The 20,539-nt window shown below is 63.0% G+C and carries 21 protein-coding genes and 2 pseudogenes; 18 read left to right on the top strand and 5 right to left on the bottom strand.

The genetic code is table 11. From position 1 onward, the window contains the following. From A3764_RS10115 to A3764_RS10100, 4 genes and pseudogenes are all read right to left on the bottom strand, one after another. Window positions 1-247, bottom strand: a pseudogene (locus A3764_RS10115) (dTDP-glucose 4,6-dehydratase); the annotation flags it as partial. Between the two features lie 118 nt (window positions 248-365). Next, window positions 366-1,424: a YeeE/YedE family protein gene (locus A3764_RS10110; RefSeq protein WP_067951552.1), complete on the bottom strand. Its 1,059-nt coding sequence runs from the start codon at window positions 1,422-1,424 to the stop codon at window positions 366-368. Next, the gene (locus A3764_RS10105) at window positions 1,417-1,755 is read right to left on the bottom strand and encodes an ArsR/SmtB family transcription factor (protein ID WP_067923733.1); all 339 of its coding nucleotides are present in this window, start codon (window positions 1,753-1,755) and stop codon (window positions 1,417-1,419) included. The genes A3764_RS10110 and A3764_RS10105 overlap by 8 nt, the downstream gene beginning before the upstream one ends. A 78-nt stretch (window positions 1,756-1,833) precedes the next feature. Further along, the gene (locus A3764_RS10100; RefSeq protein WP_443069371.1) at window positions 1,834-2,214 is read right to left on the bottom strand and encodes a hypothetical protein; all 381 of its coding nucleotides are present in this window, start codon (window positions 2,212-2,214) and stop codon (window positions 1,834-1,836) included. A 94-nt stretch (window positions 2,215-2,308) separates the two neighbouring features. Between A3764_RS10100 and A3764_RS10095 the strand changes: the two genes are divergently transcribed. The 11 genes from A3764_RS10095 (at window position 2,309) to clpX (ending at window position 12,307) form a co-directional block, all read left to right on the top strand. Then, window positions 2,309-3,046 carry a cytochrome c biogenesis CcdA family protein gene (locus tag A3764_RS10095; RefSeq protein WP_067951551.1) on the top strand — a complete coding sequence of 246 codons (738 nt, stop codon included), beginning with the start codon at window positions 2,309-2,311 and terminating at the stop codon, window positions 3,044-3,046. Between the two features lie 18 nt (window positions 3,047-3,064). Continuing rightward, complete coding sequence (locus A3764_RS10090) at window positions 3,065-3,640, top strand: thioredoxin family protein (protein ID WP_067928049.1); 576 nt, start codon at window positions 3,065-3,067, stop codon at window positions 3,638-3,640. Window positions 3,641-3,774: 134 nt separating this feature from the next. Beyond that, window positions 3,775-4,227: a sulfur oxidation c-type cytochrome SoxX gene (soxX, locus tag A3764_RS10085; RefSeq protein WP_067928046.1), complete on the top strand. Its 453-nt coding sequence runs from the start codon at window positions 3,775-3,777 to the stop codon at window positions 4,225-4,227. Between the two features lie 44 nt (window positions 4,228-4,271). Then, window positions 4,272-4,688 carry a thiosulfate oxidation carrier protein SoxY gene (gene soxY / locus A3764_RS10080; protein ID WP_067928044.1) on the top strand — a complete coding sequence of 139 codons (417 nt, stop codon included), beginning with the start codon at window positions 4,272-4,274 and terminating at the stop codon, window positions 4,686-4,688. A gap of 38 nt (window positions 4,689-4,726) precedes the next feature. Next, entirely contained in the window at window positions 4,727-5,056 is a 330-nt protein-coding gene (gene soxZ / locus A3764_RS10075) for a thiosulfate oxidation carrier complex protein SoxZ (protein ID WP_067928042.1), read from the top strand. Window positions 5,057-5,078: 22 nt separating this feature from the next. Then, window positions 5,079-5,915, top strand: a complete 837-nt coding sequence (gene soxA, locus A3764_RS10070) for a sulfur oxidation c-type cytochrome SoxA (protein WP_067928039.1) — start codon at window positions 5,079-5,081, stop codon at window positions 5,913-5,915. Window positions 5,916-5,998: 83 nt separating this feature from the next. After that, window positions 5,999-7,705: a thiosulfohydrolase SoxB gene (gene soxB / locus A3764_RS10065; RefSeq protein ID WP_067928036.1), complete on the top strand. Its 1,707-nt coding sequence runs from the start codon at window positions 5,999-6,001 to the stop codon at window positions 7,703-7,705. 67 nt (window positions 7,706-7,772) lie between these two features. Continuing rightward, window positions 7,773-9,032 (top strand): sulfite dehydrogenase, encoded by a 1,260-nt coding sequence (gene soxC, locus A3764_RS10060; RefSeq protein WP_067928033.1) that lies wholly within the window; start codon window positions 7,773-7,775, stop codon window positions 9,030-9,032. Next, on the top strand, window positions 9,016-10,128 hold the full coding sequence (locus A3764_RS10055) for a c-type cytochrome (RefSeq protein ID WP_067951550.1): 1,113 nt from the start codon (window positions 9,016-9,018) through the stop codon (window positions 10,126-10,128). Before soxC ends, A3764_RS10055 begins: the two co-directional genes overlap by 17 nt. 136 nt (window positions 10,129-10,264) lie before the next feature. Further along, window positions 10,265-10,921 (top strand): ATP-dependent Clp protease proteolytic subunit, encoded by a 657-nt coding sequence (locus tag A3764_RS10050; RefSeq protein WP_067921812.1) that lies wholly within the window; start codon window positions 10,265-10,267, stop codon window positions 10,919-10,921. A gap of 120 nt (window positions 10,922-11,041) precedes the next feature. Continuing rightward, entirely contained in the window at window positions 11,042-12,307 is a 1,266-nt protein-coding gene (gene clpX, locus A3764_RS10045; protein WP_067921791.1) for an ATP-dependent Clp protease ATP-binding subunit ClpX, read from the top strand. Window positions 12,308-12,613: 306 nt separating this feature from the next. Here the strand turns inward: clpX and A3764_RS10040 are convergent, their stop codons facing one another. Next, window positions 12,614-14,404 carry an FkbM family methyltransferase gene (locus A3764_RS10040; RefSeq protein WP_067951553.1) on the bottom strand — a complete coding sequence of 597 codons (1,791 nt, stop codon included), beginning with the start codon at window positions 14,402-14,404 and terminating at the stop codon, window positions 12,614-12,616. Between A3764_RS10040 and A3764_RS25975 the strand changes: the two are divergent. From A3764_RS25975 to moaD, 7 genes and pseudogenes are all read left to right on the top strand, one after another. Next, window positions 14,364-14,477, top strand: a pseudogene (locus tag A3764_RS25975) (ABC transporter permease); the annotation flags it as partial. The gene A3764_RS10040 and the pseudogene A3764_RS25975 overlap by 41 nt on opposite strands. 52 nt (window positions 14,478-14,529) lie before the next feature. Further along, complete coding sequence (locus A3764_RS10035; RefSeq protein ID WP_067924843.1) at window positions 14,530-15,327, top strand: S49 family peptidase; 798 nt, start codon at window positions 14,530-14,532, stop codon at window positions 15,325-15,327. A gap of 168 nt (window positions 15,328-15,495) precedes the next feature. After that, on the top strand, window positions 15,496-16,455 hold the full coding sequence (locus A3764_RS10030; RefSeq protein ID WP_443069025.1) for a calcium/sodium antiporter: 960 nt from the start codon (window positions 15,496-15,498) through the stop codon (window positions 16,453-16,455). Window positions 16,456-16,462: 7 nt separating this feature from the next. Then, window positions 16,463-17,242, top strand: coding sequence for an SDR family oxidoreductase (locus A3764_RS10025; protein ID WP_067924839.1), 780 nt, complete (start codon window positions 16,463-16,465; stop codon window positions 17,240-17,242). 291 nt (window positions 17,243-17,533) lie between these two features. Beyond that, on the top strand, window positions 17,534-19,399 hold the full coding sequence (uvrC, locus tag A3764_RS10020; protein WP_067924837.1) for an excinuclease ABC subunit UvrC: 1,866 nt from the start codon (window positions 17,534-17,536) through the stop codon (window positions 19,397-19,399). A 122-nt stretch (window positions 19,400-19,521) separates the two neighbouring features. Then, window positions 19,522-20,187, top strand: a complete 666-nt coding sequence (gene pgsA / locus A3764_RS10015; RefSeq protein WP_067924834.1) for a CDP-diacylglycerol--glycerol-3-phosphate 3-phosphatidyltransferase — start codon at window positions 19,522-19,524, stop codon at window positions 20,185-20,187. Then, the gene (moaD, locus tag A3764_RS10010) at window positions 20,187-20,432 is read left to right on the top strand and encodes a molybdopterin converting factor subunit 1 (protein ID WP_067924823.1); all 246 of its coding nucleotides are present in this window, start codon (window positions 20,187-20,189) and stop codon (window positions 20,430-20,432) included. Before pgsA ends, moaD begins: the two co-directional genes overlap by 1 nt. Window positions 20,433-20,539 lie beyond the last annotated feature (107 nt).

The raw sequence follows: 20,539 nt of genomic DNA, 5'->3' as shown, positions 1-20,539 counted from the left end.
AGACGTAGCGGCTGGTGGGGGCAGCACCTGCCGGGGTGGGGGCGACCAGAGCGGATGTGCCGAAGAGCGCGGTGGAGGCGGTAACGCCCAACATGCCCTTCAGCATGTCGCGGCGGCCGTAGCGGGCGTTGATCACATCCCCGATGGTGCGCGACAGATCCGGGTTGGTGGGGATGTCGTCGAAAGCCTCGAAGGCTTCGGCGCGGTTACCGATGGCGGGATCGTTGACGATGTCTCGGCGGTTCATGGCAGCTTTCCTCTCTGGTGGACCGATGCAGGAATTGCTGCGATTCTGTCACAGCCAGATGACAAGCGCGAGAGTTTTGCGTGAAAGGTACGAAAGAGAACGGCAAGCCGCCTATCGGTCAGACCGGGGCGCGACCGAACCCTTCGATCAACTGGCGCAGGCCGATGGCGGCGCCCACACCGATGGCGGCCAGCGTGACCGGCCCGCTGAACGACAGCACCGATATGGCTGAGATTCCCTGGCCGATGGTACAGCCCATGGCGACAACCGCGCCCACCCCCATCAGTGCCGCACCCAGTATCTGGCGGCGCAATTCGCGCGGGTCCTCGCAGGCTTCCCAGCGGAAGTGGCCGCGCCAGAGCGAGCCGAGGAACGCCCCCAGCCAGACCCCGGCGACAGAGCCGATGCCAAAGCTTAACGGGCGCACCGATCCCTGCATCGCGAACATCAGGGTATCGCCCAGGGGTGCCGCGTAGCTGTGGGAAACGATCGTCTGGGGGGCAAAGCCGGTCCGGGCAATCCAGGCGGTCAGCGCCCAGCCCGACATGATCGCCAGCCCCACGACGCAGGACCATAGCACGGCACGTATATTGCCGCGAAAGGAGGGTGCCGCGAGCATCGCGGCACAGAGCGCCAGACCGAGTGCCAGCCCCGGCACGACCGGCCCCAGCCCCAGCAGCCCGCCCAGCGCATGGGCGACACCATCCGGTTGCCCGGTTTCGAGCGCGCGGGGGAAGAGATAGACGCGAAGGAAGGCCAGCGGCCCCGTCAGCGTGGCAAAGGCGGCAAGGCCCATGACCAGCACGATGACAAAGCTGCGCAGGTCGCCCCCGCCCAGCCGCGCCAGCGCCCCATAGGCGCAGTTGCCCGACATCGCCATGCCGTAGCCGAAGGCGAGCCCGCCAAGGATGGAGGCCGAGGCCGAGAAGGTCACACCGAGGTAGAGGGTCTGACCCAGCGGCAGCAGCCCCAGCGCCGCCAGTCCGAAGGTGCCGAGGATGGAGACCCCGATGGCCATGCCCCACATGCGCAGCCGGAGGAACGACCCGCCATAGAGCGCGTCTTCGATGGCGCCCAGCGTGCAGAAGCGGCCCAGCCGCGCGGCAAGCCCCAACAGGACACCGCCGAAAGCGCCCGCGAGGGCCGCCGTCAGCGGTTGTCCGATGAGATCAATCATCTTTGCAGAAAAGCTCGTAGACGAGTTCGAGCATCTTGCGCGGGCGGTCGTCGGCCAGCCGGTAGTAAATGGTCTTGCCCTCGCGGCGCGGCACCACCAGCCTTTCGAGCCGCAGCCGCGACAGCTGCTGGGACACCGCCGCCTGCCGGGCGGACAAAAGGTCTTCGAGTTCGGTGACGGATTTCTCACCCGACACAAGATGGCACAGGATCATCAGGCGGCCTTCGTGGCTGATCGCCTTGAGGAAGTTGGAGGCGGTCACCGCGTTCGAAAGCATCCGGTCCATGTCCTCTTCGGACATGTCGGGCGTGATCTTGGGCAATGCGGTCATTGTGCTGGCTTCCTCAAAACGTGCCGTCCTCCGCGATGGTGCCTATCCGGGAGGGCGCGATGGCCCTCAGTGTATGTTTCATCCGTCCTCTCCCGCATAGTCGGTCACATCGCGCAGCATACGGTCCAGCAGGGGCCAGAAAAAGTCCGGGCCGGGGTAACCTTCGATCCGGGCCAGCTCGGCCTCATCCTCCACCACGATAAAGGTGGGGGTGAAGTTCACCCGGCGGTCCAGCTCGATCGCCTCGTCGATGTCACCGATGTCGATCTTGCGCAGGGGGGCGAACCTGCCTTCGGCGGTCTTGGGATAGATGGGGCCGATTTCCGCGTTCCACTGTTCGCAGTAGATGCAGCCCTTTTCATCCACCATCACCAGTTCCGCCGCATGGGCGGGGGTGACGAATGCCGCAGCAGTAAGGCCAGCCGCAAGGGTCATGCAAAGGGTGAGGATCCGGGCCAAGGGGGTACATCCGATTGACGAGAGCGTGACACTCAACGTAATTTGAATATGTGAATTATTCAAGCGTCCTGCCGGACGCGCTGAAAGGCCACGAATGTTCGATATCACCTTCATCGGCGCGCTGCTGGCCGGGTTGCTCAGCTTCCTCACCCCCTGCGTGTTGCCCATGCTGCCGTTCTACCTGTCCTACATGGGCGGGCTGGGCATGTCCGAACTGCGGGGGGACGGGGCCATCGCACCCGGCGCGCAGCGGCGCTTGCTGCTGTCTTCCGTGCTTTTCGCGCTGGGGGTCACGACGATCTTCGTGCTGCTGGGCATGGGGGCCACCGCGCTCGGCAAAGTCTTCTCTAGCTATATGGAAGAACTTTCCTGGGTCGCCGCCGGGATACTGACACTTTTCGGTCTGCACTTTCTCGGTGTGATCCGGGTCCCGCTGCTCTACCGCGAAGCGCGGCTGGGCGACGGCGGCGCGCCGGGGTCCGTCTGGGGAAGCTATGTGATGGGGCTGGCCTTCGGCTTTGGCTGGACGCCCTGCGTCGGGCCCGCGCTCGCGGCGATCCTGATGATTGCCAGCGGCATGGGCGACATCTGGCGCGGGGGTACACTTCTGGCGGTCTACGGCTTCGGCATGACGGCGCCCTTCATCCTCGCCGCGGCTTTCGCCAAGCCTTTCCTGCGCTGGGCTTCCCGGAATCGTGGTATGGTGATCTGGGTCGAACGGGCGATGGGGGTGATGCTGATCCTCTTTGCTATACTCATCGTGACCGGCGGCATCCGGCTTATCGCGAATGCGATGATCCAGTGGTTCCCGTCATTCACCTCTCTCGGCTGACGGAAAGGAAGGCAAGACATGCGCAAACTGATGACACTGATGGCTGTGGTCTTGGGCCTGCCCCTTGCGGCGGCTGAACTGGGCGACGACGGGCTGCACAAGACGCCGTGGATGCGCGAGACGTTCAAGGACATGAACGATGACCTCGCCGAAGCCACGGAAGAGGGCAAGCGCCTGATGCTGATATTCGAGCAGGAGGGCTGCATCTATTGCAAGAAGATGCACGAGGAGGTGTTTCCCGTGCCCGAGATCACCCGCTACATCGAAGACAACTTCTTCGTCGTACAACTGAACCTGAGGGGCGATGTGGAAGTGACAGATTTGGACGGCGAGTCGCTGTCCGAAAAGGACATGGCCCGGAAATGGGGAATTCAGTTCACGCCTACCATGATGTTCCTGCCCGAAGAGGTGGAGGAGGGGCTTTCGGCCTCTGGGGCGGCCGTGGTGACAATACCAGGTGCACTGCCTGTCGACACGACGATCGACTTGCTCACTTGGGTTAACGAAAAGCGCTATGCCCCTGACGGGAAGGAAGATTTCAAGCAGTATCACGCCCGACGCGTTGCGGAACGGAACGACGGAAAAACGGACTGATCGGCAACATTGGCAGCTAGGTGAAATCCTGCCATTCAAAAGTTTGAATTTGTTGTTGCGTGTGGACCGGTCGCTGCCGTAGGCTTTTCACAAGGGTCGCACGGAAACGTGACCCACAGACGGGAGGAGCCGCGATGTACCTGAAAACGATGGCCACGCTGGCCGTGCTGGCAAGTGCCGGTTTCGCTTCGGCGGAATCGATTTCACCGCAGCAGGTAAGCTTCACGGATGGGGCAGTACCCCAATCGCTGACCGGCGAGCCGGGCAATCCTGCGGAGGGGCGTGAAGTCTTTGCCAACCGCAAGCTGGGCAATTGTCTTGCCTGCCACGCCAACGAGGATTTGGCCGAACAGGCCTTTCACGGTCAGATCGGCCCCATGCTGGATGGCGTGGGCGACCGCTGGAGCGAGGCGGAGCTGCGCGCCATCGTGGTGAATGCCAAGGAAGTGTTCGAAGGAACGATCATGCCCGCATTTTACAATGCGCGGACCATCAATCGGCCCCTCAAGGGCTTCGAAGACAAGACGATCCTGAGCGCACAGCAGGTGGAAGACCTCGTCGCCTACCTGATGCTGCTGAAAGAATAGGATACCGCCCCCGTTGCGGGGCAGGAACGACAGGAGAATATGCAATGACCTTCACAAGACGTGAAACGCTGGCGCTGGGGCTGGGGGCTGCCGCTCTGGCCGCGATGCCCGGCGCAAGCTTCGCAAGCACCGAAGAGGCCATCGCCGCCTTCACGGGCGGCGCGGAAGTAGGCGAGGGCGGCATCGAGTTGACGACGCCGGAAATCGCCGAGAACGGCAATACCGTCCCCGTCGAGGTGAGCGCCCCGGGCGCCACGTCGATCATGCTGCTGGCCACGGGCAACCCGAACCCCGACGTGGGGACCTTCAACTTCGGTCCGCTGGCCGGGTCGCGCAGCGCGTCCACCCGGATCCGCCTCGCACAGAGCCAGGACGTCATCGCCATCGCGCGGATGGAAGACGGCAGCTTCACCCGCACATCCGCGCCGGTCAAAGTCACAATCGGGGGCTGCGGCGGCTGATCGCCACGCATTATCCCTTTATTTCCAGGAGTTAGAACATGGCCAAAGGTGTAAAACCCCGCGTCAAGGTGCCCAAATCGGCCGAGGCCGGTGAGGTCATCACCATCAAGACCCTGATCAGCCACAAGATGGAAAGCGGCCAGCGCAAGGACAGCGACGGCAACGTGATCCCACGCTCGATCATCAATCGCTTCACCTGCGATTTCAACGGCGAGAACGTCATCGATGTGACCATCGAACCGGCTGTATCGACCAACCCCTATTTCGAATTCGAGGCCAAGGTGCCCGAAGCCGGGGAGTTCAAGTTCACTTGGTACGATGACGACGGGTCTGTCTACGAAGAGAGCAAAAGCATCGCCATCGGCTAGGGTGCGTATCGGGAGGAAACATATGAAACGGATCGTTCTGAAGGGCGCCGCGCTTGCTGCGCTGCTGGCAACGGGCGCGCTGGCGGAGGAGCCAAAGCTCATCATCAATGGTGAGATCGAACTGCCGACACGGGTTCCGGCGCCTTCCCATATGGATGCCATCGATGAAATTACCTCCGGCTGGGTGTACCGGACCAAGGAAACCCAGGCCCTGCAGATGGACGATTTCGACAATCCGGGGATGATCTTCGTCGATGTCGGGCAGGAGCTGTTCGAAACGGCCGAGGGCGATGCCGGCAAGGCCTGCGCCGATTGCCACGAAAGCGCCGAGGAATTCGCCGGACTGAAGGCCAGCATGCCGCGGGTCAACGAAGAGGGCGAGCTGGAATCCATGCCCGACGTCATCAACGAATGCCGCACCGAACGCATGCAGGCAGACGCCTGGAAGTGGTCCGGGCCGGAGATGTCGGCGATGACGGCTCTGATCAGCCTGCAGTCACGCGGGATGCCGGTCGATGTTGCGATCGACGGTGCCGCCGCCCCCTTCTGGGAGCAGGGCAAGGAGATCTACTATACCCGCTACGGGCAGCTTGATCTGGCCTGTTCCAACTGCCACGAAAACAACTACGACATGATGATCCGCGCCGATCACCTGTCGCAGGGGCAGACCAACGGTTTTCCGAACTACCGGCTGAAGAACGCCAAGATCAACACCGTGCACGGGCGGTTCAAGGGCTGCATGAAGAACATTCGCGCGCAGCCCTTCGCCGAGGGCGGGGACGAGTTCAAGGCGCTTGAACTTTACGTCGCGAGCCGGGGCAACGGCCTGCCGGTCGAAAGCCCCTCCGTCCGCAACTGATCCGATGACCATGTGATACGGCAGCCCCCGCGCGCGAAGCGCGGGGGCCTGTTTTCTGCGCTCTACCGAAAGGAATTTCCGCCATGATGTCCCGCCGTGACTTTCTGCAAATGTCGATGGCCGCCGCCTCGCTCTACGGGGCGTCCGGTTTTGGCAGCTGGGCGCGGCTGGCCGCGCAGGACCGCTTCGATCAGGACAAGTTGCTGGAGTTCGACACCTTCGGAAATGTCACGCTGATGCATATCACCGACATTCACGGCCAGCTCAAACCGCTCTACTTCCGCGAGCCTGCGATCAATATCGGTGTGGGTGAGAACCACGGAAAGGTGCCCCATATCACGGGGGAGGATTTCCGCATGCGCTACGGGATCGGGGGCGGCACGCCGCTGGACTATGCGCTGACCTATGACGACTTCGTGGCGCTGGCAGGCGCCTATGGCAAGGTCGGCGGGCTTGACCGGGTGGCGACCGTTCTCAACGCCATCCGCGCCGACCGGCCCGACGCCCTGCTGCTGGATGGGGGCGATACATGGCACGGCTCGCTGACCTGCCTGCGCACCGCAGGCCAGGACATGGTGAACGTGATGAACGCGCTGAAACCCGATGCGATGACCTTTCACTGGGAATTCACGCTGGGCACGGACCGTGTGACCGAACTGGTGGAGGGGCTGCCCTTCGCGGCCTTGGGCCAGAACATCTTCGACGCGGAATGGGACGAACCGGCGGAGCTGTTCAAACCTTATGAATTCTTTGAACGCGGCGGGGTGAAGATCGCCGTGATCGGGCAGGCCTTTCCCTATATGCCAATCGCCAATCCGGGCTGGATGTTCCCGGAATACTCCTTTGGCATCCGTGACGCGCATATGCAGGAAATGGTCGACGAGGTGCGCGCGCAGGGCGCGGAACTGGTCGTCTGCCTCAGCCACAACGGCTTTGACGTGGACAAGAAGATGGCCGGGATCGTCACCGGCATCGACGTGATCCTGTCGGGCCATACCCATGACGCGCTGCCCGAACCCGTGCAGGTCGGTCAGACCCATATCATCGCCTCCGGTTCCAACGGTAAATTCGTCAGTCGCGTGGATTTAGACGTGCGCGATGGCCGGATGATGGGGCTGCGCCACAAGCTGATCCCGATCTTCAGCGATCTGATCGCCCCCGATCCTGAGATCACCGCGCTGATCGACGCGCAGCGCGCGCCCTTCATCGACGACCTGACCCATGTGGTGGGCAAGACCGACGCGCTGCTTTACCGGCGCGGAAATTTCAATGGCTCGTGGGACGATCTGATCTGCGAGGCGCTGCTGGAGGAACGCGACGCCGAGATTTCGCTCAGCCCCGGTGTGCGCTGGGGGCCGTCGCTGCTGCCGGGGCAGGACATCACCCGCGAAGACATCTACGCCGTCACGGCGATGACCTATCCCAACGCCTACCGCACGGAAATGACAGGCGAATTCCTGAAAATCGTTCTGGAAGACGTGGGCGACAACCTGTTCAACCCCGATCCTTACCTTCAGCAGGGCGGGGACATGGTGCGCGTGGGCGGCATGGGGTTCAAGATCGACATCGACGAGCCGCAGGGCAACCGCATCAGCAATATGACACTGCTCAGCACCGGCGAAAAGATCGACCCCGACCGCAGCTACGTGGTCGCGGGCTGGGCCTCGGTCAACGAGGGAACAGAGGGCCCGCCGATCTGGGATGTGGTGGAGGCGCATATCGGCAAGCTCGGAACAGTGTCGCAAGGCGCGCCCACGCCCGTGGAATTCGTTCTTCCCGACGGAAATTAGAAGGAAAGGGGTTCTCAGCGGCGATTAAATTCAATAAAATGAATTTGATTATACGAGGAGGATTCCCATGAGCGGTGACAAGAGTTTCGGCCCTTCGCGGCGGGCGTTCCTGACCGGCGCAGGTGCGCTGGCCGCGGGCGGAGCCGCAAGCCGGGCGGTGGCGGGCAGCGGGCCCGAGATCGCCATCGAACCCTGGATGCAGGAATTGGGGGTCGGCGTCGATGCCGCGCCCTACGGTCTGCCGTCGCGGTTCGAGGCGGACGTGAAACGGCGCTCCGTCCCGTGGCTGACCGCCGATCCGGTATCCTCGGTGAACTTCACCCCGCTGCATGATCTGGACGGGATCATTACCCCGAACGGGCTGTGTTTTGAGCGGCATCACGGTGGTGTCGCCCAGATCGACCCGGCCGCCTACCGGCTGATGATCAACGGGCGTGTCGACCGCCCGCTTGTCTTCACCATGGAAGACCTCAAACGCTTTCCCCGCGAAAACCGTGTGTATTTCCTGGAATGCGCCGCCAACTCCGGGATGGAATGGCGCGGCGCCCAGCTCAACGGCTGCCAGTTCACCCACGGCATGATCCATAACGTCATGTATACCGGGATTCCGCTTAAACTTCTGCTCGAAGAGGCAGGTGTAATCCCTTCTGGTAAATGGCTTTTGGCCGAAGGCGCGGATGCCGCCGGGATGACCCGTTCGATCCCCATGGAAAAGGCGCTCGACGATTGCATGATCGCCTTCAAGATGAACGGAGAGGCCCTGCGCCCCGAACAGGGTTATCCCGTGCGCCTCGTCGTGCCGGGGTGGGAAGGCAACATGTGGGTCAAATGGCTCCGCCGTCTGGAAGTGGGCGATCAGCCCTGGCACCACCGGGAGGAGACGAGCAAATACACGGACCTGCTCGAAGATGGCAGTGCGCGCCGCTTCACATGGGAGATGGATGCGAAATCCGTGATCACCAACCCCAGCCCGCAGGCGCCGATCACCCATGGGCCGGGACCCACCGTGCTGACGGGGGTGGCCTGGTCTGGCCGGGGGACGATCCCGCGCGTCGATGTCACGCTCGACGGCGGTATCAACTGGCATCAGGCCCGCATGGACGGGCCCAGCATGCCCAAGTCGATGCACCGCTTCTATTACGAATTCGACTGGGACGGCAGCCCGCTGCTGCTGCAAAGCCGGGCCCATGACAGCACCGGCTACGTGCAACCCACGAAGGACCAGCTGCGCGCGGTCCGGGGCGAGAATTCGATCTACCACAACAACGGCATCCAAACATGGGCCGTGGACGCCGACGGGAGGGCCGAAAATGTCGAGATTTCCTGAATTTGCCCCCGGAACACTCGGGCTCGGTCTGGGGCTGTGCCTGACGCTCGGCGCATTTGCCGCGCAGGCCGACCCCCTCGGGCTGGGCCGCGCCGTCACCCCGGAGGAGATCGCCGTCTGGGACATCGACGTGCGGCCCGATGGTGCCGGCCTGCCGCCCGGGCAGGGTGACGTGGAAACGGGCGACGCTATCTTCGCTGCACAATGCGCCGCCTGCCACGGGGTCTTCGGCGAAGGCACGGGCCGCTGGCCGGTGCTGGCGGGCGGCTTCGGCACGCTTACCGATCAGCGCCCGGTCAAGACGATCGGCAGCTACTGGCCTTATCTTTCGACGGTCTTCGACTATGTGAACCGTGCGATGCCCTTCGGTGCGGCCCAGACGCTGGAGCCGGACGAAGTCTATGCCATCACCGCCTACCTGATGTACCTCAACAACGAGGTGGACGATGACTTCGTGCTCTCGTCGGAAAATTTCGCGGAACACTCCCTCCCGAACGAGGATGGTTTCTTCATGGACGACCGTGAGAGCACGGAGCTTGTGGCCTTCAGCGCAGCACCCTGCATGAGTGACTGCAAGACAGAGGTGAAGATCACCGGGCGAGCCGCCGTTCTGGACGTGACACCGGAGGAGACCGCCCGGAAAGCGGCGGAGGCCGCGGCAAAGGCGAAGGCAGAGGATGAGGCCAAGGTCGATGCCCCCGCCGACGGGGAGGAGAAGGTCGAGCTTGCCGCCACGGAACCTGCCCCCACGCAGGAGCCGCCCGCCAACACACCCGACCCCGCGCTTGTCGAAGCGGGTGAGAAGGTGTTCCGCAAATGCAAGGCCTGCCATCAGGTAGGCGAGAAGGCGCAGAACCGGGTAGGTCCGATCCTGACCGGGATCGTCGGCGCCCCCGCCGGTGCGGTCGAAGGGTTCAAGTATTCCTCGGCGATGCAGGAGGCGGGTGCTGCGGGCCTCGTCTGGGATCACGAAGCATTGACCGGTTTCCTCACCAAGCCGCGCGGCTTCATGAAAGGCACCAAGATGTCCTTCGGCGGCCTGCGCAAGCAAGAGGACATCGACGCGCTTATCGCCTATCTGCAAAGCGAGAGCTGAGGGCACGCAAACCCGGGGGGCGGCGGGGCCGACATCCGCGCCGCTGCCCCCCTTGAACCCCCCCATCCGCGCGACTAATCTCTAGCCCAAGAGATTTGCGGGTATGGTCCTGCGAACGAACTACAGGCAGGCCAATATGAACGATCCCATCGACACCTACATGAACACGCTCGTCCCCATGGTGGTCGAACAGACCAGTCGCGGGGAACGTGCCTATGACATCTTTTCGCGCCTCCTGAAGGAACGGATCATCTTCCTGAACGGTCCGGTCCACGACGGCATGTCATCACTCATCGTGGCGCAGTTGCTGCACCTTGAGGCGGAGAACCCGTCAAAGGAAATCTCCATGTATATCAACAGCCCCGGCGGTGTCGTGACCTCCGGTCTGTCGATCTACGACACTATGCAGTATATCAAGCCCAAGGTCTCCACACTGGTGATCGGGCAGGCGGCCTCCATGGGGTCGCTGCTGCTGACGGCGGGCGAGGCCGGAATGCGCTATTCGCTGCCCAACAGCCGCGTGATGGTGCACCAGCCCTCGGGCGGCTATCAGGGTCAGGCGACGGATATCATGATCCATGCGCAGGAAACCCAGAAGCTGAAAAAGCGCCTGAACGAGATCTACGTAAAGCACACCGGCCAGACCCTGAAAAAGGTCGAGGACGCACTGGAGCGCGACAACTTCATGTCGCCGGAGGAAGCCAAGGACTGGGGCCTCATCGACGAGATCGTCGAGAGCCGCGGCAAGGCCGACGATCCCGACGCGCCCTCCAAGGGCGGCAAGGACAAGTGATACGCCCCCCGGCGCCATGATTTTGCGATTGTAGCGCCGGGGCCACTGGCCTAGACTCGGGCCATGCGACGCCGCTCCGGGGCAGGGGCAGACAAACACGACAGACCTGAAAGGTTTGAGATGGCGAACAACTCCAGCAGCGACAGCAAGAACACCCTTTACTGCAGCTTTTGCGGCAAGAGCCAGCACGAGGTCCGCAAACTGATCGCGGGACCGACCGTTTTCATCTGCGACGAATGTGTCGAACTGTGCATGGACATCATCCGTGAGGAAACCAAGGCCAGCGGGCTGAAGGCGACCGACGGTGTGCCGACCCCGAAGGACATCTGCGACGTTCTCGACGATTACGTGATCGGTCAGGCGATGGCCAAGCGTGTGCTGTCCGTGGCCGTACACAACCACTACAAGCGCCTGAACCACGCCCAGAAAGGCGGCGACATCGAACTGTCGAAATCCAATATTCTGCTGATCGGCCCCACCGGCTGCGGCAAGACGTTGCTGGCCCAGACGCTGGCGCGTATTCTCGATGTGCCCTTCACCATGGCCGATGCCACCACGCTGACCGAAGCGGGCTATGTCGGCGAGGATGTGGAGAACATCATTCTCAAGCTGTTGCAGGCCTCCGAATACAATGTGGAGCGCGCGCAGCGCGGCATCGTCTATATCGACGAGGTCGACAAGATCACCCGCAAGTCCGAGAACCCCTCCATCACCCGCGATGTGTCGGGTGAAGGCGTGCAGCAGGCGCTGCTCAAGCTGATGGAAGGTACGGTCGCTTCCGTTCCGCCGCAGGGTGGGCGCAAGCATCCGCAGCAGGAATTCCTGCAGGTGGACACGACGAACATCCTGTTCATCTGCGGCGGTGCCTTTGCAGGGCTGGACCGGATCATCGCGGCGCGGGGCAAGGGCTCTGCCATGGGTTTCGGCGCGGATGTGCGCGACAAGGACGCCCGCGGCATCGGTGAGATTTTCACGGACCTCGAACCGGAAGACCTGCTGAAATTCGGTCTCATCCCCGAATTCGTGGGCCGTCTGCCGGTTCTGGCGACGCTGGAGGATCTGGACGAGGATGCGCTCGTCACCATCCTGACCCAGCCGAAGAACGCGCTCGTCAAACAGTACCAGCGCCTGTTCGAACTGGAGGATACGCAGCTGTCCTTCACCGACGATGCGCTGACCGCCATCGCCAAGCGCGCGATCGAACGCAAGACAGGCGCCCGGGGTCTGCGGTCCATTCTGGAGGACATCCTGCTCGACACGATGTTCGAACTGCCGGGGATGGATACCGTGACCGAGGTCGTCGTCAACGAAGAGGCGGTGACCTCCGAAGCGGCCCCGCTGATGATCCACGCGGATGCCGAAAAGGAATCCGCGACGGCGGGGTAGGCGCCCGCGACATGTCGTATGAAACAGGGGCGTGCCGGTTGGCGCGCCCTTTGTTTTATGTGGTGGCTGCGACGTGGCAAGGGGTTGTAACACAGGGCTGCGCGCGACCGCGGGTGGGCATCGCTGACCTGTATGGATGCCACTTTATGGTGCATCCATGGCTCCATCTTTCGTAAGGAAATCAGAGAGTGCCAAAGCGCCCGCCCATGGGGCGGTCGGGCGCTGCCCGGCGGCGCGATGCGCCTTGATTCCGGGCCGAGTGTGCTCACCCCATTCTCATGGCCACGCTCGCTCCACCGCGCGCGATCACGCGATCAGGTCGTAGCGCCCACCTAACGTCTGCTCCACGGCCTGCGCGGAAAGAGCGGCCCAAGGCGCGCCTGTCTCGACAAACCCCCCGGCAATGAGCCGCGCCTGAAGGGCAGGCAGGTCCAGTTCGCCAGCCCCCAGTCGCCGCCTTTGCTGGCCTTTCGGCAACCATGTGTGGACAAGCGTTTCAATGACGTCGGGCGCGCGGCCTGCGAAATGCTCAAGATGTGTGGCGATATGAGTCGTGGCGCGCGATCGCCGCCGCACGATCAGGGCGATCTGTTGGTGCGGCCTTGCGGCAAAGGCCAGCACATGCATGGCGCTGCCTTCTGCGCCGATGATCTGGCGCGCGGCCTTGTATCGCGCGACCTGTACTTCCAACGGATGGTTCTGCGGGTGAAAAATCTCATACCCCTGTTCGTTCAGATAAGCCTCAAGCTCGCCCTCTCCGATCAGCGCGCCGCGCTTCGCGCCCAGCGCGGAGCGTGAGATATAGAGCCGCTCCGGGCCGTCCGCCGTCACGCCCCTGCCAAACCGCGCGCGAAAGGTTGCTCGGGTGGACTGCGTCCCGCGGGAAATCGCACCCAGACCGAAGCCTTGGCCGGGTACGATCAACTCCTCGATTTCGGTGGGCGTGGCGCAGACATGGATCGGCAATCGGATGTCCATCAGGTCAAGAAACGCGCGCTGGAAGGGTTGGGTGGTGTCGCCGAGGCGAGGCCGCTTCGGCATGAAGGCGATGCCCGCGATCTTCCCCGCATCGACCGCGTCCAACGCCCACAGGCGCGCCGTGCTTTCGCCCACGAAATGGGCGAAATAGGTCCACAGTATTCCCCCCCAGAGCCAGCGCCCCTCCAATCGGGCGATCGGACCCTCGGGCATGAGGGGCCGAAGCGTGATGGCGCGTTCATTGCGCCACGTCCCGGCGTTTTCGCAATAGCTTCGGTCGGCGCGCAGCACGCCTGCCACCTGTACATGGCCCGAGGCGACGGGCGGGATCACCCGCGCGCGTTCGACCCGTTCGAGCGTGCCCGACCATCCCCCCTCAGGATCAGGCGGCAGGAACCGGCTTTCGGCCCGTCCCGGCCCGGGCGGATCGGGCTCTGCCGTGATCTCGCGGGTGCAGGCCCAGACCAATCGGGTGGAGGGCCCGGGCAGCTTCGAAAAACCCGCCGCCCTCAGGATCGACTTACATTCACGCGTGCCCGCACGGCCATAGATGCCGGGGTGAAACTCGATCACCACGGCACGAATGCCGGACAGATCGGCATGGCGTAGAAACTCCAGCTCTCCGCCTTCGATGTCCATCACCAGCACCGTGGGCCGGAATTCGGCCACCACGTCGCTCCAGCCGCTTGTCGGGACCTCCACGGCGCGGGTGTCACGGTGGTCATGGTCGATCAGGGAGGAGCCGAGGAAGGAGTTGCGCACAAAGAAAGTGGCGGTTTCCGGCCGTTCCGGCGCGCTGATCACCACCTCGTTGCGCAGTGCAATCCGCCCGCGGAGGTGATTGGCCGCGTGCAGCGCCCTGATATGGGGGATCATCGCGGGATTGGCTTCGAACGACAGGAGTGCTGCGGGCCGCGCGTTATGCGCGATCACCCCGCCCACCACGCCGAGGCCTGCGCCCATCTCCAGCACGCGGTCGTCGGGGCCGATGACGGCCAGGGCACCGGCAATCTCGTCGCCCTCATACCTTGCGGCGTTGATCCGTTCGATCCGGGTTTCGTTCAGGAACGGCGAGGCGGGCACCGCCGATGTCCCGATCCTGACCAGCCTTCTGGCCATCGGTGCCTTCACGGCGATCTGCCTCGGTCTCATCTGGTGGATTTTCAAGACGGGCTGGCGCATCCGCGAATGAGCTTTGGTCTGTCGCCTTGTTTGGCCGTAGGGGGCGCTCTATGTGGGGGAGTATGAGAAAATGGCTCCCCTTCATTAAATCTGGCCCGACCGTCGCCATCATCCGCATGGCCGGCACGATCAGCGCGCAACCGCGCGCGGCCCTGAACGACGGCACACTCGGCCCGGTAATCGAAAAGGCGTTCCGCCGTGGCAAGCCCGACGCCATCGCATTGGAGATCAACTCCCCCGGCGGCAGCCCGGTGCAATCCTCGCTCATCGGGGCGCGTATCCGGCGGCTCGCGGATGAAAAGAAGATTCCCGTCTTTGCCTTCGTGGAGGACGTGGCCGCCTCGGGGGGCTATTGGCTGGCGGCGGCGGCGGATGAAATACACGCGGATGCCTCTTCGGTTGTCGGCTCCATCGGGGTCATTTCATCGTCTTTCGGCCTGCATCAGTTCATCAATGAGCACGGGATCGAACGTCGCGTCCATACGGCGGGCGAGTCGAAATCCATGCTCGACCCGTTCCGCCCCGAGGCGCCGGAGGATGTGGAGCGGCTGAACCGGCTCCTCGAAGACATTCACGGCAACTTCATCGATCATGTGAAGACCCGCCGGGGCGACAAGCTGGACGGTTCGGTCAAGCTGTTCACCGGTGAAGTCTGGCTTGGTCGGCGCGCGCTTGAACTTGGGCTGATCGACGGGATCGGGCACTTGCGCACCACCATGAAACAACGGTTCGGCGACAAGACGACGTTTCGCCGCTATGGCGTCAAGCGCCCGCTGCTGTCACGATTTGGCGCTCAGGTGCTGAGCGACGCGGTTCAGGGCATCGAGGAACGGGCAGCCTATGCCCGGTTCGGTCTCTGACGCATGATTCTCAAGATCGTACTTCTCTTCCTTGTGGGCATGGGTTTGCTCGCCTGGTTCGGAAAAATGCATTGGCTGGGCAGTAATCGCCTGCGCCAGACGAAATGCCCTGACTGCGGGCGATATCGCATCGGCAAAGGACCCTGCCGCTGCAAGGGAGTCCGTTAAATGTTGATGCCATGGTTGTTGTCTGGGCTGGGTCTCGCGATCCTGCTGCTTGCCGGGGATGCGCTGGTGAAAGGTGCGGTAAACCTCAGCCTGCGGCTAGGGGTGCCAGCCCTCATCGTCAGCCTGACCATCGTGGCCTTCGGTACCTCGGCGCCGGAACTGCTGATTTCCATCAAGGCGGTGCTGGATGGCGCGCCGGGTATCGCGCTGGGCAATGTCGTCGGATCGAACACGGCCAACATCCTTATGGTGCTGGGCATTCCGGCCTTGCTGGCGACCATGCACACCTCCGAATGTGATACGCGCAAGACCTACAACTTCATGCTGGCGGCATCCGTCCTGTTCATCGCGTTGGCGTTTCGTGGCGTCTTTGACTGGATCGCGGGCCTCGTGCTGCTGGCGGGTCTTGCCTTCGTGCTGTCGGATGCCTTTCGCGACGCCAAGAACCACCGCCGCGCCAATGGCGAGGTGACCGCCGAGCCGACGGAAGAGATCGAAGGCCTCGACCCCGACATGCCGGGCTGGCGCATCGCCGTTTACCTTGTTCTGGGTCTCATCGGTCTGCCAATGGGCGCCGGGCTGCTGGTGGACAATGCGACGATCATCGCGACCGCCTACGGGGTAAGCGATACGGTCATCGGGCTGACGTTGGTAGCAATCGGCACTTCCCTGCCGGAGCTTGCCACCACGGTCATGGCCGCGCTGCGCCGTCAGGCGGATGTGGCCCTGGGCAACGTCATCGGCTCCAACATGTTCAATCTGCTGGCCATCATCGGTATCGCCAGCCTTGTCGGACCCATCGACGTGGACCCCGAGTTCCTGACGTTCGACCTCTGGGTCATGCTGGGCGCCTCGCTGTTGCTGCTGCCCTTTGTTTATTTCCGTATGGATATCACGAGGATCTGGGGGGTCGTGCTCGCCGGGCTGTACGGCGCCTATATGTTCCTCATTCTGGCATGAGGATTCTATGACGCGTGCGTTGATCACCGGGGCAGGGCAGCGATTGGGGCGCGCGATGGCGCTCTATCTGGGGGCGCGGGGCTACGACGTGGCCGTGCACTATGCAACCTCCGCGGAAGGTGCGGAAGAAGTCGTGCAGGCGATACGAGGCAATGGAGGCCGAGCAGAGGCGCTGCAAGCCGACCTGCTTGACGCAGACGCGACGGACGGATTGCTGCCCCGCGCGGCGGAGGCATTGGGCGGACCGGTGACTTGCCTGATCAACAACGCCTCCATCTTCGAATACGACACCATCGCGACCGCGACCCTCGACAGTTGGGACAGGCATATGACCAGCAATCTACGCGCCCCGCTGATGTTGATACAGGCGATGGCCGCCCAGGGGTTGGAGCCGGAGCGGGATTCGCAAGGTGAACCGCTGGCGACCGGGCTCGTGGTCAACATGGTGGACCAGCGTGTTCGCAAGCTGACACCGGAGTTCACCACCTATACGCTGGCCAAAGCCGGCCTCTGGACGCTGACCCAGACGGCGGCCCGCGCACTGGCCCCCGCGATCCGCGTGAACGCGATCGGACCCGGCCCCACGCTAAAAGGCGCGCGCCAATCCGAAGATCATTTCTGCGCGCAACGCAGCAATACGATTCTGGAGCGCGGATCGAACGAATCGGACATCACGGCGGCGCTGGGATACTTTCTGGATGCCCCGGCGGTCACCGGGCAACTGCTCTGCGTGGACGGGGGCCAGCATCTCGCATGGCGAACGCCGGATATACAGGGGGTTGAATGAACTCCTGTGCAATCCCAGTTGTGCACCGCGTTCATAGACGTAACGAAAGTGTTACGAAAACTCTAATACTTTCATACACTTGACGCTATGCGAATGAATTGCACAACGAAATCAGTGCGTTATATAAGTGCCTAAAAATTAGGCAATGCGGTGAAGGGCGTTGAAAACAACGAGATATCGCGATCCCCTCAAACTTATCGTCAGAGTTATCCACAGAAGCCGTGGACATGTTGAGGCTTGCCGCCGAACGCGGGACATTGCAGGCGAAGCGATAGAATCAGGGGGCGCATCATGAACAAGACGACCGAATCGCCCAAGCTTGGTCACGAGGTCATTCAGGGCTACCTGAAGACGATCGATTCCTCGCCTGGCGTGTATCGCATGCTCGATTCCGAAAGTCGGGTTCTCTACGTCGGCAAGGCCCGGAACCTGCGTGCCCGGGTCAGCAGCTATGCCCGGCCCACCGGTCATACCCCCCGGATCGCCCGGATGATCGCCAATACCGCGTCGATGATGTTCCTGACTACCCGGACGGAAACCGAAGCGCTGTTGCTGGAACAGAACCTCATCAAGCAGTTGAAGCCCAAGTTCAACGTGCTGCTGCGCGACGACAAGAGCTTCCCGAACATTCTCGTTACCGCGGATCACGACTTTGCCCAGATCAAGAAGCACCGGGGCGCAAAGAAGGAGAGGGGGGCCTATTACGGGCCTTTCGCCTCTGCCGGGGCGGTGAACCGCACGCTGAATCAGCTTCAGCGGGTGTTTCTGCTGCGCGACTGTTCGAACGCCATGTTCGACAGCCGCACACGGCCCTGCCTGCAGCATCAGATCAAGCGTTGCTCGGCGCCTTGTGTCGGCAAGATCAGCAAGGAAGACTACGCCCGCACGGTACGCGACGCCGAAAGGTTCCTTTCGGGCAAGACGACCGACATTCAGGCGCGGCTGGCGGCCGATATGGCCAAGGCCTCCGAAGAGATGGAGTTCGAACGCGCCGCCGCCCTGCGCGACCGGATCAAGGCGCTGACACAGGTGCAGACCGCGCAGGGCATCAACCCCAAAGGCGTGCGCGAGGCCGATATCATTGCCCTGCACCTCGATGGCGGGCAGGCCTGTGTGCAGGTCTTTTTCATCCGCGCAAACCAGAACTGGGGCAATCGCGATTACTACCCCCGGGTCGGCCCGGACGTTGAGGAAGCCGAAGTACTGGAGGCGTTCATCGGCCAATTCTACGACACCCGCGAACCGCCCCGCCAGTTGATGCTGAGCCACGAGATCGAGAACCCCGACCTGATGGCCGAGGCGCTGACTGGCAAGCTCGGGCGCAAGGTCGAACTGCTGGTGCCGCAAAGGGGCGAGAAGGCAGAACTCGTCGAAGGCGCGTTGCGCAATGCGCGGGAATCGCTGGCCCGTAAGCTGGCAGAAACGGCGACCCAGTCAAAGTTGCTGAACGGGCTGGCAGAGGCCTTCGGCCTCGACGGTCCGCCGCAGCGGATCGAGGTCTACGACAACTCGCATATTCAGGGCACCAACGCCGTGGGCGCGATGATCGTCGCGGGGGCGGATGGCTTCATGAAGAACCAATACCGCAAGTTCAATATCCGTGGTGAAAGCCTGACCCCCGGCGACGACTTCGGCATGATGAAAGAAGTGCTCACCCGGCGGTTCAAACGGCTTTTGAAGGAGGATCCGGACCGGTCGCGCGGGCTGTGGCCGGATCTGCTGCTCATCGATGGGGGCGCGGGGCAGGTCAGCGCCGTGGCCGGCATCATGCGCGAACACGGGGTGGAGGATATCCCCATGGTGGGCGTCGCCAAGGGGATCGACAGGGACGCCGGCAAGGAGGAGTTCCACCGCGTCGGTGAACGGCCCATGGCGCTGCGGCACAATGACCCGGTGCTCTACTTCGTGCAGCGCCTGCGGGACGAGGCGCATCGGTTCGCCATCGGAACGCACCGTGCCAAACGCGCGAAGGCGGTGGGCGCCACGCCGCTGGACGAGATCGCCGGCGTGGGGGCGGCGCGCAAGCGGGCGCTGCTGGCGCATTTCGGTTCGGCCAAGGCGGTGTCCCGCGCCAACCTGAACGATCTCAAGGCGGTGGAGGGCGTGTCGGACGCGCTGGCCGAAACCATCTATGCCCATTTCCACGAAAAGGGGTGACAGCCGCCGCCGGACCGAAGGGACTTTCCGCCCCCTCGGGCTCCCTCGAAAGTATTTTCGATCATGAGAAGGGGCTGCGTTTGGCCCTTTAGGACCGGCAGCCTGCGTTGTAGGGTGGCGCCATGAAGTGGAACCTACCCAATGTCCTGACGCTGCTGCGTCTTCTCGCGGCCCCCGGCGTGGCGGTGATGTTCCTGTATTTCACACGGCCCTACGCCGACTGGTTCGCGCTGCTCCTGTTCGTCATCGCATCGGTGACCGACTGGTTCGACGGCTATCTTGCCCGCGCCTGGAAACAGGAGACGAAGTTGGGCACCATGCTGGACCCCATCGCCGACAAGGCGATGGTGGTGATCGCGCTGATGGTCATCATCGGTTTTTCAAGCTGGTCGCCCTGGCTGGTGCTGCCCGCCACCGTGATCCTGTTCCGGGAGGTCTTTGTATCGGGCCTGCGGGAGTTTCTGGGCGATGTCGCGGGCACGCTCAAGGTCACGAAGCTGGCCAAATGGAAGACCACCCTGCAGATGATTGCCATCGCGGTGCTCTTCGGGCAGGGGGTTTTCGAACATTACCTCGGCATGAGCGTTTTCGGCATGGATCAGGAACTGGTCCAGCAGATCCTGATGGGTGAGGTGGAGGACGTGCTGGGCCTGCGGTGGAAGTTGGCGGGCATGGAATGGTCCGGTATCATCGGGCTGGCGCTGCTCTGGATCGCGGCGACGCTGACGGCGATCACCGGTATCGACTATCTGATGAAAGCCATGCCTTTCCTGAGAGAGGAAAAATGATGGATGTCTTGTATTTCGCATGGGTGCGCGAACGGATCGGCCTGCCGCGCGAAAAGGTGCAGACCGAAGCCGCGACGGTGACGGACCTTGTGGAGGAACTGATCGCGCGCGAACCGCGCTATGCGGCGGCCTTTGCCGATCTGTCTGCTCTGCGCGTCGCGGTGGACCAGCAGCTTGCCGATTTCGATGCCCCGTTGGCGGGGGTGCGCGAAGTGGCGTTCTTTCCGCCCATGACGGGGGGCTGAGATGCGGGTGAGCGTGGCGGAAGCCCCTTTCGATGTGGGGCGTGAGGTCGCAGAATTCAGCGCCGGTTGCAGCGGCATGGGAGCGATCGTGAGCTTCACGGGTATCG

Origin of the sequence: Sulfitobacter sp. HI0129 (assembly GCF_001635395.1) — a bacterium.
Classification (GTDB): domain Bacteria; phylum Pseudomonadota; class Alphaproteobacteria; order Rhodobacterales; family Rhodobacteraceae; genus Sulfitobacter.
The sequence above is the reverse complement of the archived record's forward strand: the minus strand, read 5'-3'. Positions and strand labels throughout refer to the sequence as shown.

What these genes read in the sequence shown, in the direction of transcription:
- A3764_RS10110 (WP_067951552.1), bottom strand. Translation starts at nt 1,424, where the DNA reads ATGATTGATCTCATCGGACAACCGCTGACGGCGGCCCTCGCGGGCGCT.
- A3764_RS10105 (WP_067923733.1), bottom strand. Translation starts at nt 1,755, where the DNA reads ATGACCGCATTGCCCAAGATCACGCCCGACATGTCCGAAGAGGACATG.
- A3764_RS10095 (WP_067951551.1), top strand. Translation starts at nt 2,309, where the DNA reads ATGTTCGATATCACCTTCATCGGCGCGCTGCTGGCCGGGTTGCTCAGC.
- A3764_RS10090 (WP_067928049.1), top strand. Translation starts at nt 3,065, where the DNA reads ATGCGCAAACTGATGACACTGATGGCTGTGGTCTTGGGCCTGCCCCTT.
- soxX (WP_067928046.1), top strand. Translation starts at nt 3,775, where the DNA reads ATGTACCTGAAAACGATGGCCACGCTGGCCGTGCTGGCAAGTGCCGGT.
- soxY (WP_067928044.1), top strand. Translation starts at nt 4,272, where the DNA reads ATGACCTTCACAAGACGTGAAACGCTGGCGCTGGGGCTGGGGGCTGCC.
- soxZ (WP_067928042.1), top strand. Translation starts at nt 4,727, where the DNA reads ATGGCCAAAGGTGTAAAACCCCGCGTCAAGGTGCCCAAATCGGCCGAG.
- soxA (WP_067928039.1), top strand. Translation starts at nt 5,079, where the DNA reads ATGAAACGGATCGTTCTGAAGGGCGCCGCGCTTGCTGCGCTGCTGGCA.
- soxB (WP_067928036.1), top strand. Translation starts at nt 5,999, where the DNA reads ATGATGTCCCGCCGTGACTTTCTGCAAATGTCGATGGCCGCCGCCTCG.
- soxC (WP_067928033.1), top strand. Translation starts at nt 7,773, where the DNA reads ATGAGCGGTGACAAGAGTTTCGGCCCTTCGCGGCGGGCGTTCCTGACC.
- A3764_RS10055 (WP_067951550.1), top strand. Translation starts at nt 9,016, where the DNA reads ATGTCGAGATTTCCTGAATTTGCCCCCGGAACACTCGGGCTCGGTCTG.
- A3764_RS10050 (WP_067921812.1), top strand. Translation starts at nt 10,265, where the DNA reads ATGAACGATCCCATCGACACCTACATGAACACGCTCGTCCCCATGGTG.
- clpX (WP_067921791.1), top strand. Translation starts at nt 11,042, where the DNA reads ATGGCGAACAACTCCAGCAGCGACAGCAAGAACACCCTTTACTGCAGC.
- A3764_RS10040 (WP_067951553.1), bottom strand. Translation starts at nt 14,404, where the DNA reads ATGGCCAGAAGGCTGGTCAGGATCGGGACATCGGCGGTGCCCGCCTCG.
- A3764_RS10035 (WP_067924843.1), top strand. Translation starts at nt 14,530, where the DNA reads ATGAGAAAATGGCTCCCCTTCATTAAATCTGGCCCGACCGTCGCCATC.
- A3764_RS10030 (WP_443069025.1), top strand. Translation starts at nt 15,496, where the DNA reads ATGTTGATGCCATGGTTGTTGTCTGGGCTGGGTCTCGCGATCCTGCTG.
- A3764_RS10025 (WP_067924839.1), top strand. Translation starts at nt 16,463, where the DNA reads ATGACGCGTGCGTTGATCACCGGGGCAGGGCAGCGATTGGGGCGCGCG.
- uvrC (WP_067924837.1), top strand. Translation starts at nt 17,534, where the DNA reads ATGAACAAGACGACCGAATCGCCCAAGCTTGGTCACGAGGTCATTCAG.
- pgsA (WP_067924834.1), top strand. Translation starts at nt 19,522, where the DNA reads ATGAAGTGGAACCTACCCAATGTCCTGACGCTGCTGCGTCTTCTCGCG.
- moaD (WP_067924823.1), top strand. Translation starts at nt 20,187, where the DNA reads ATGGATGTCTTGTATTTCGCATGGGTGCGCGAACGGATCGGCCTGCCG.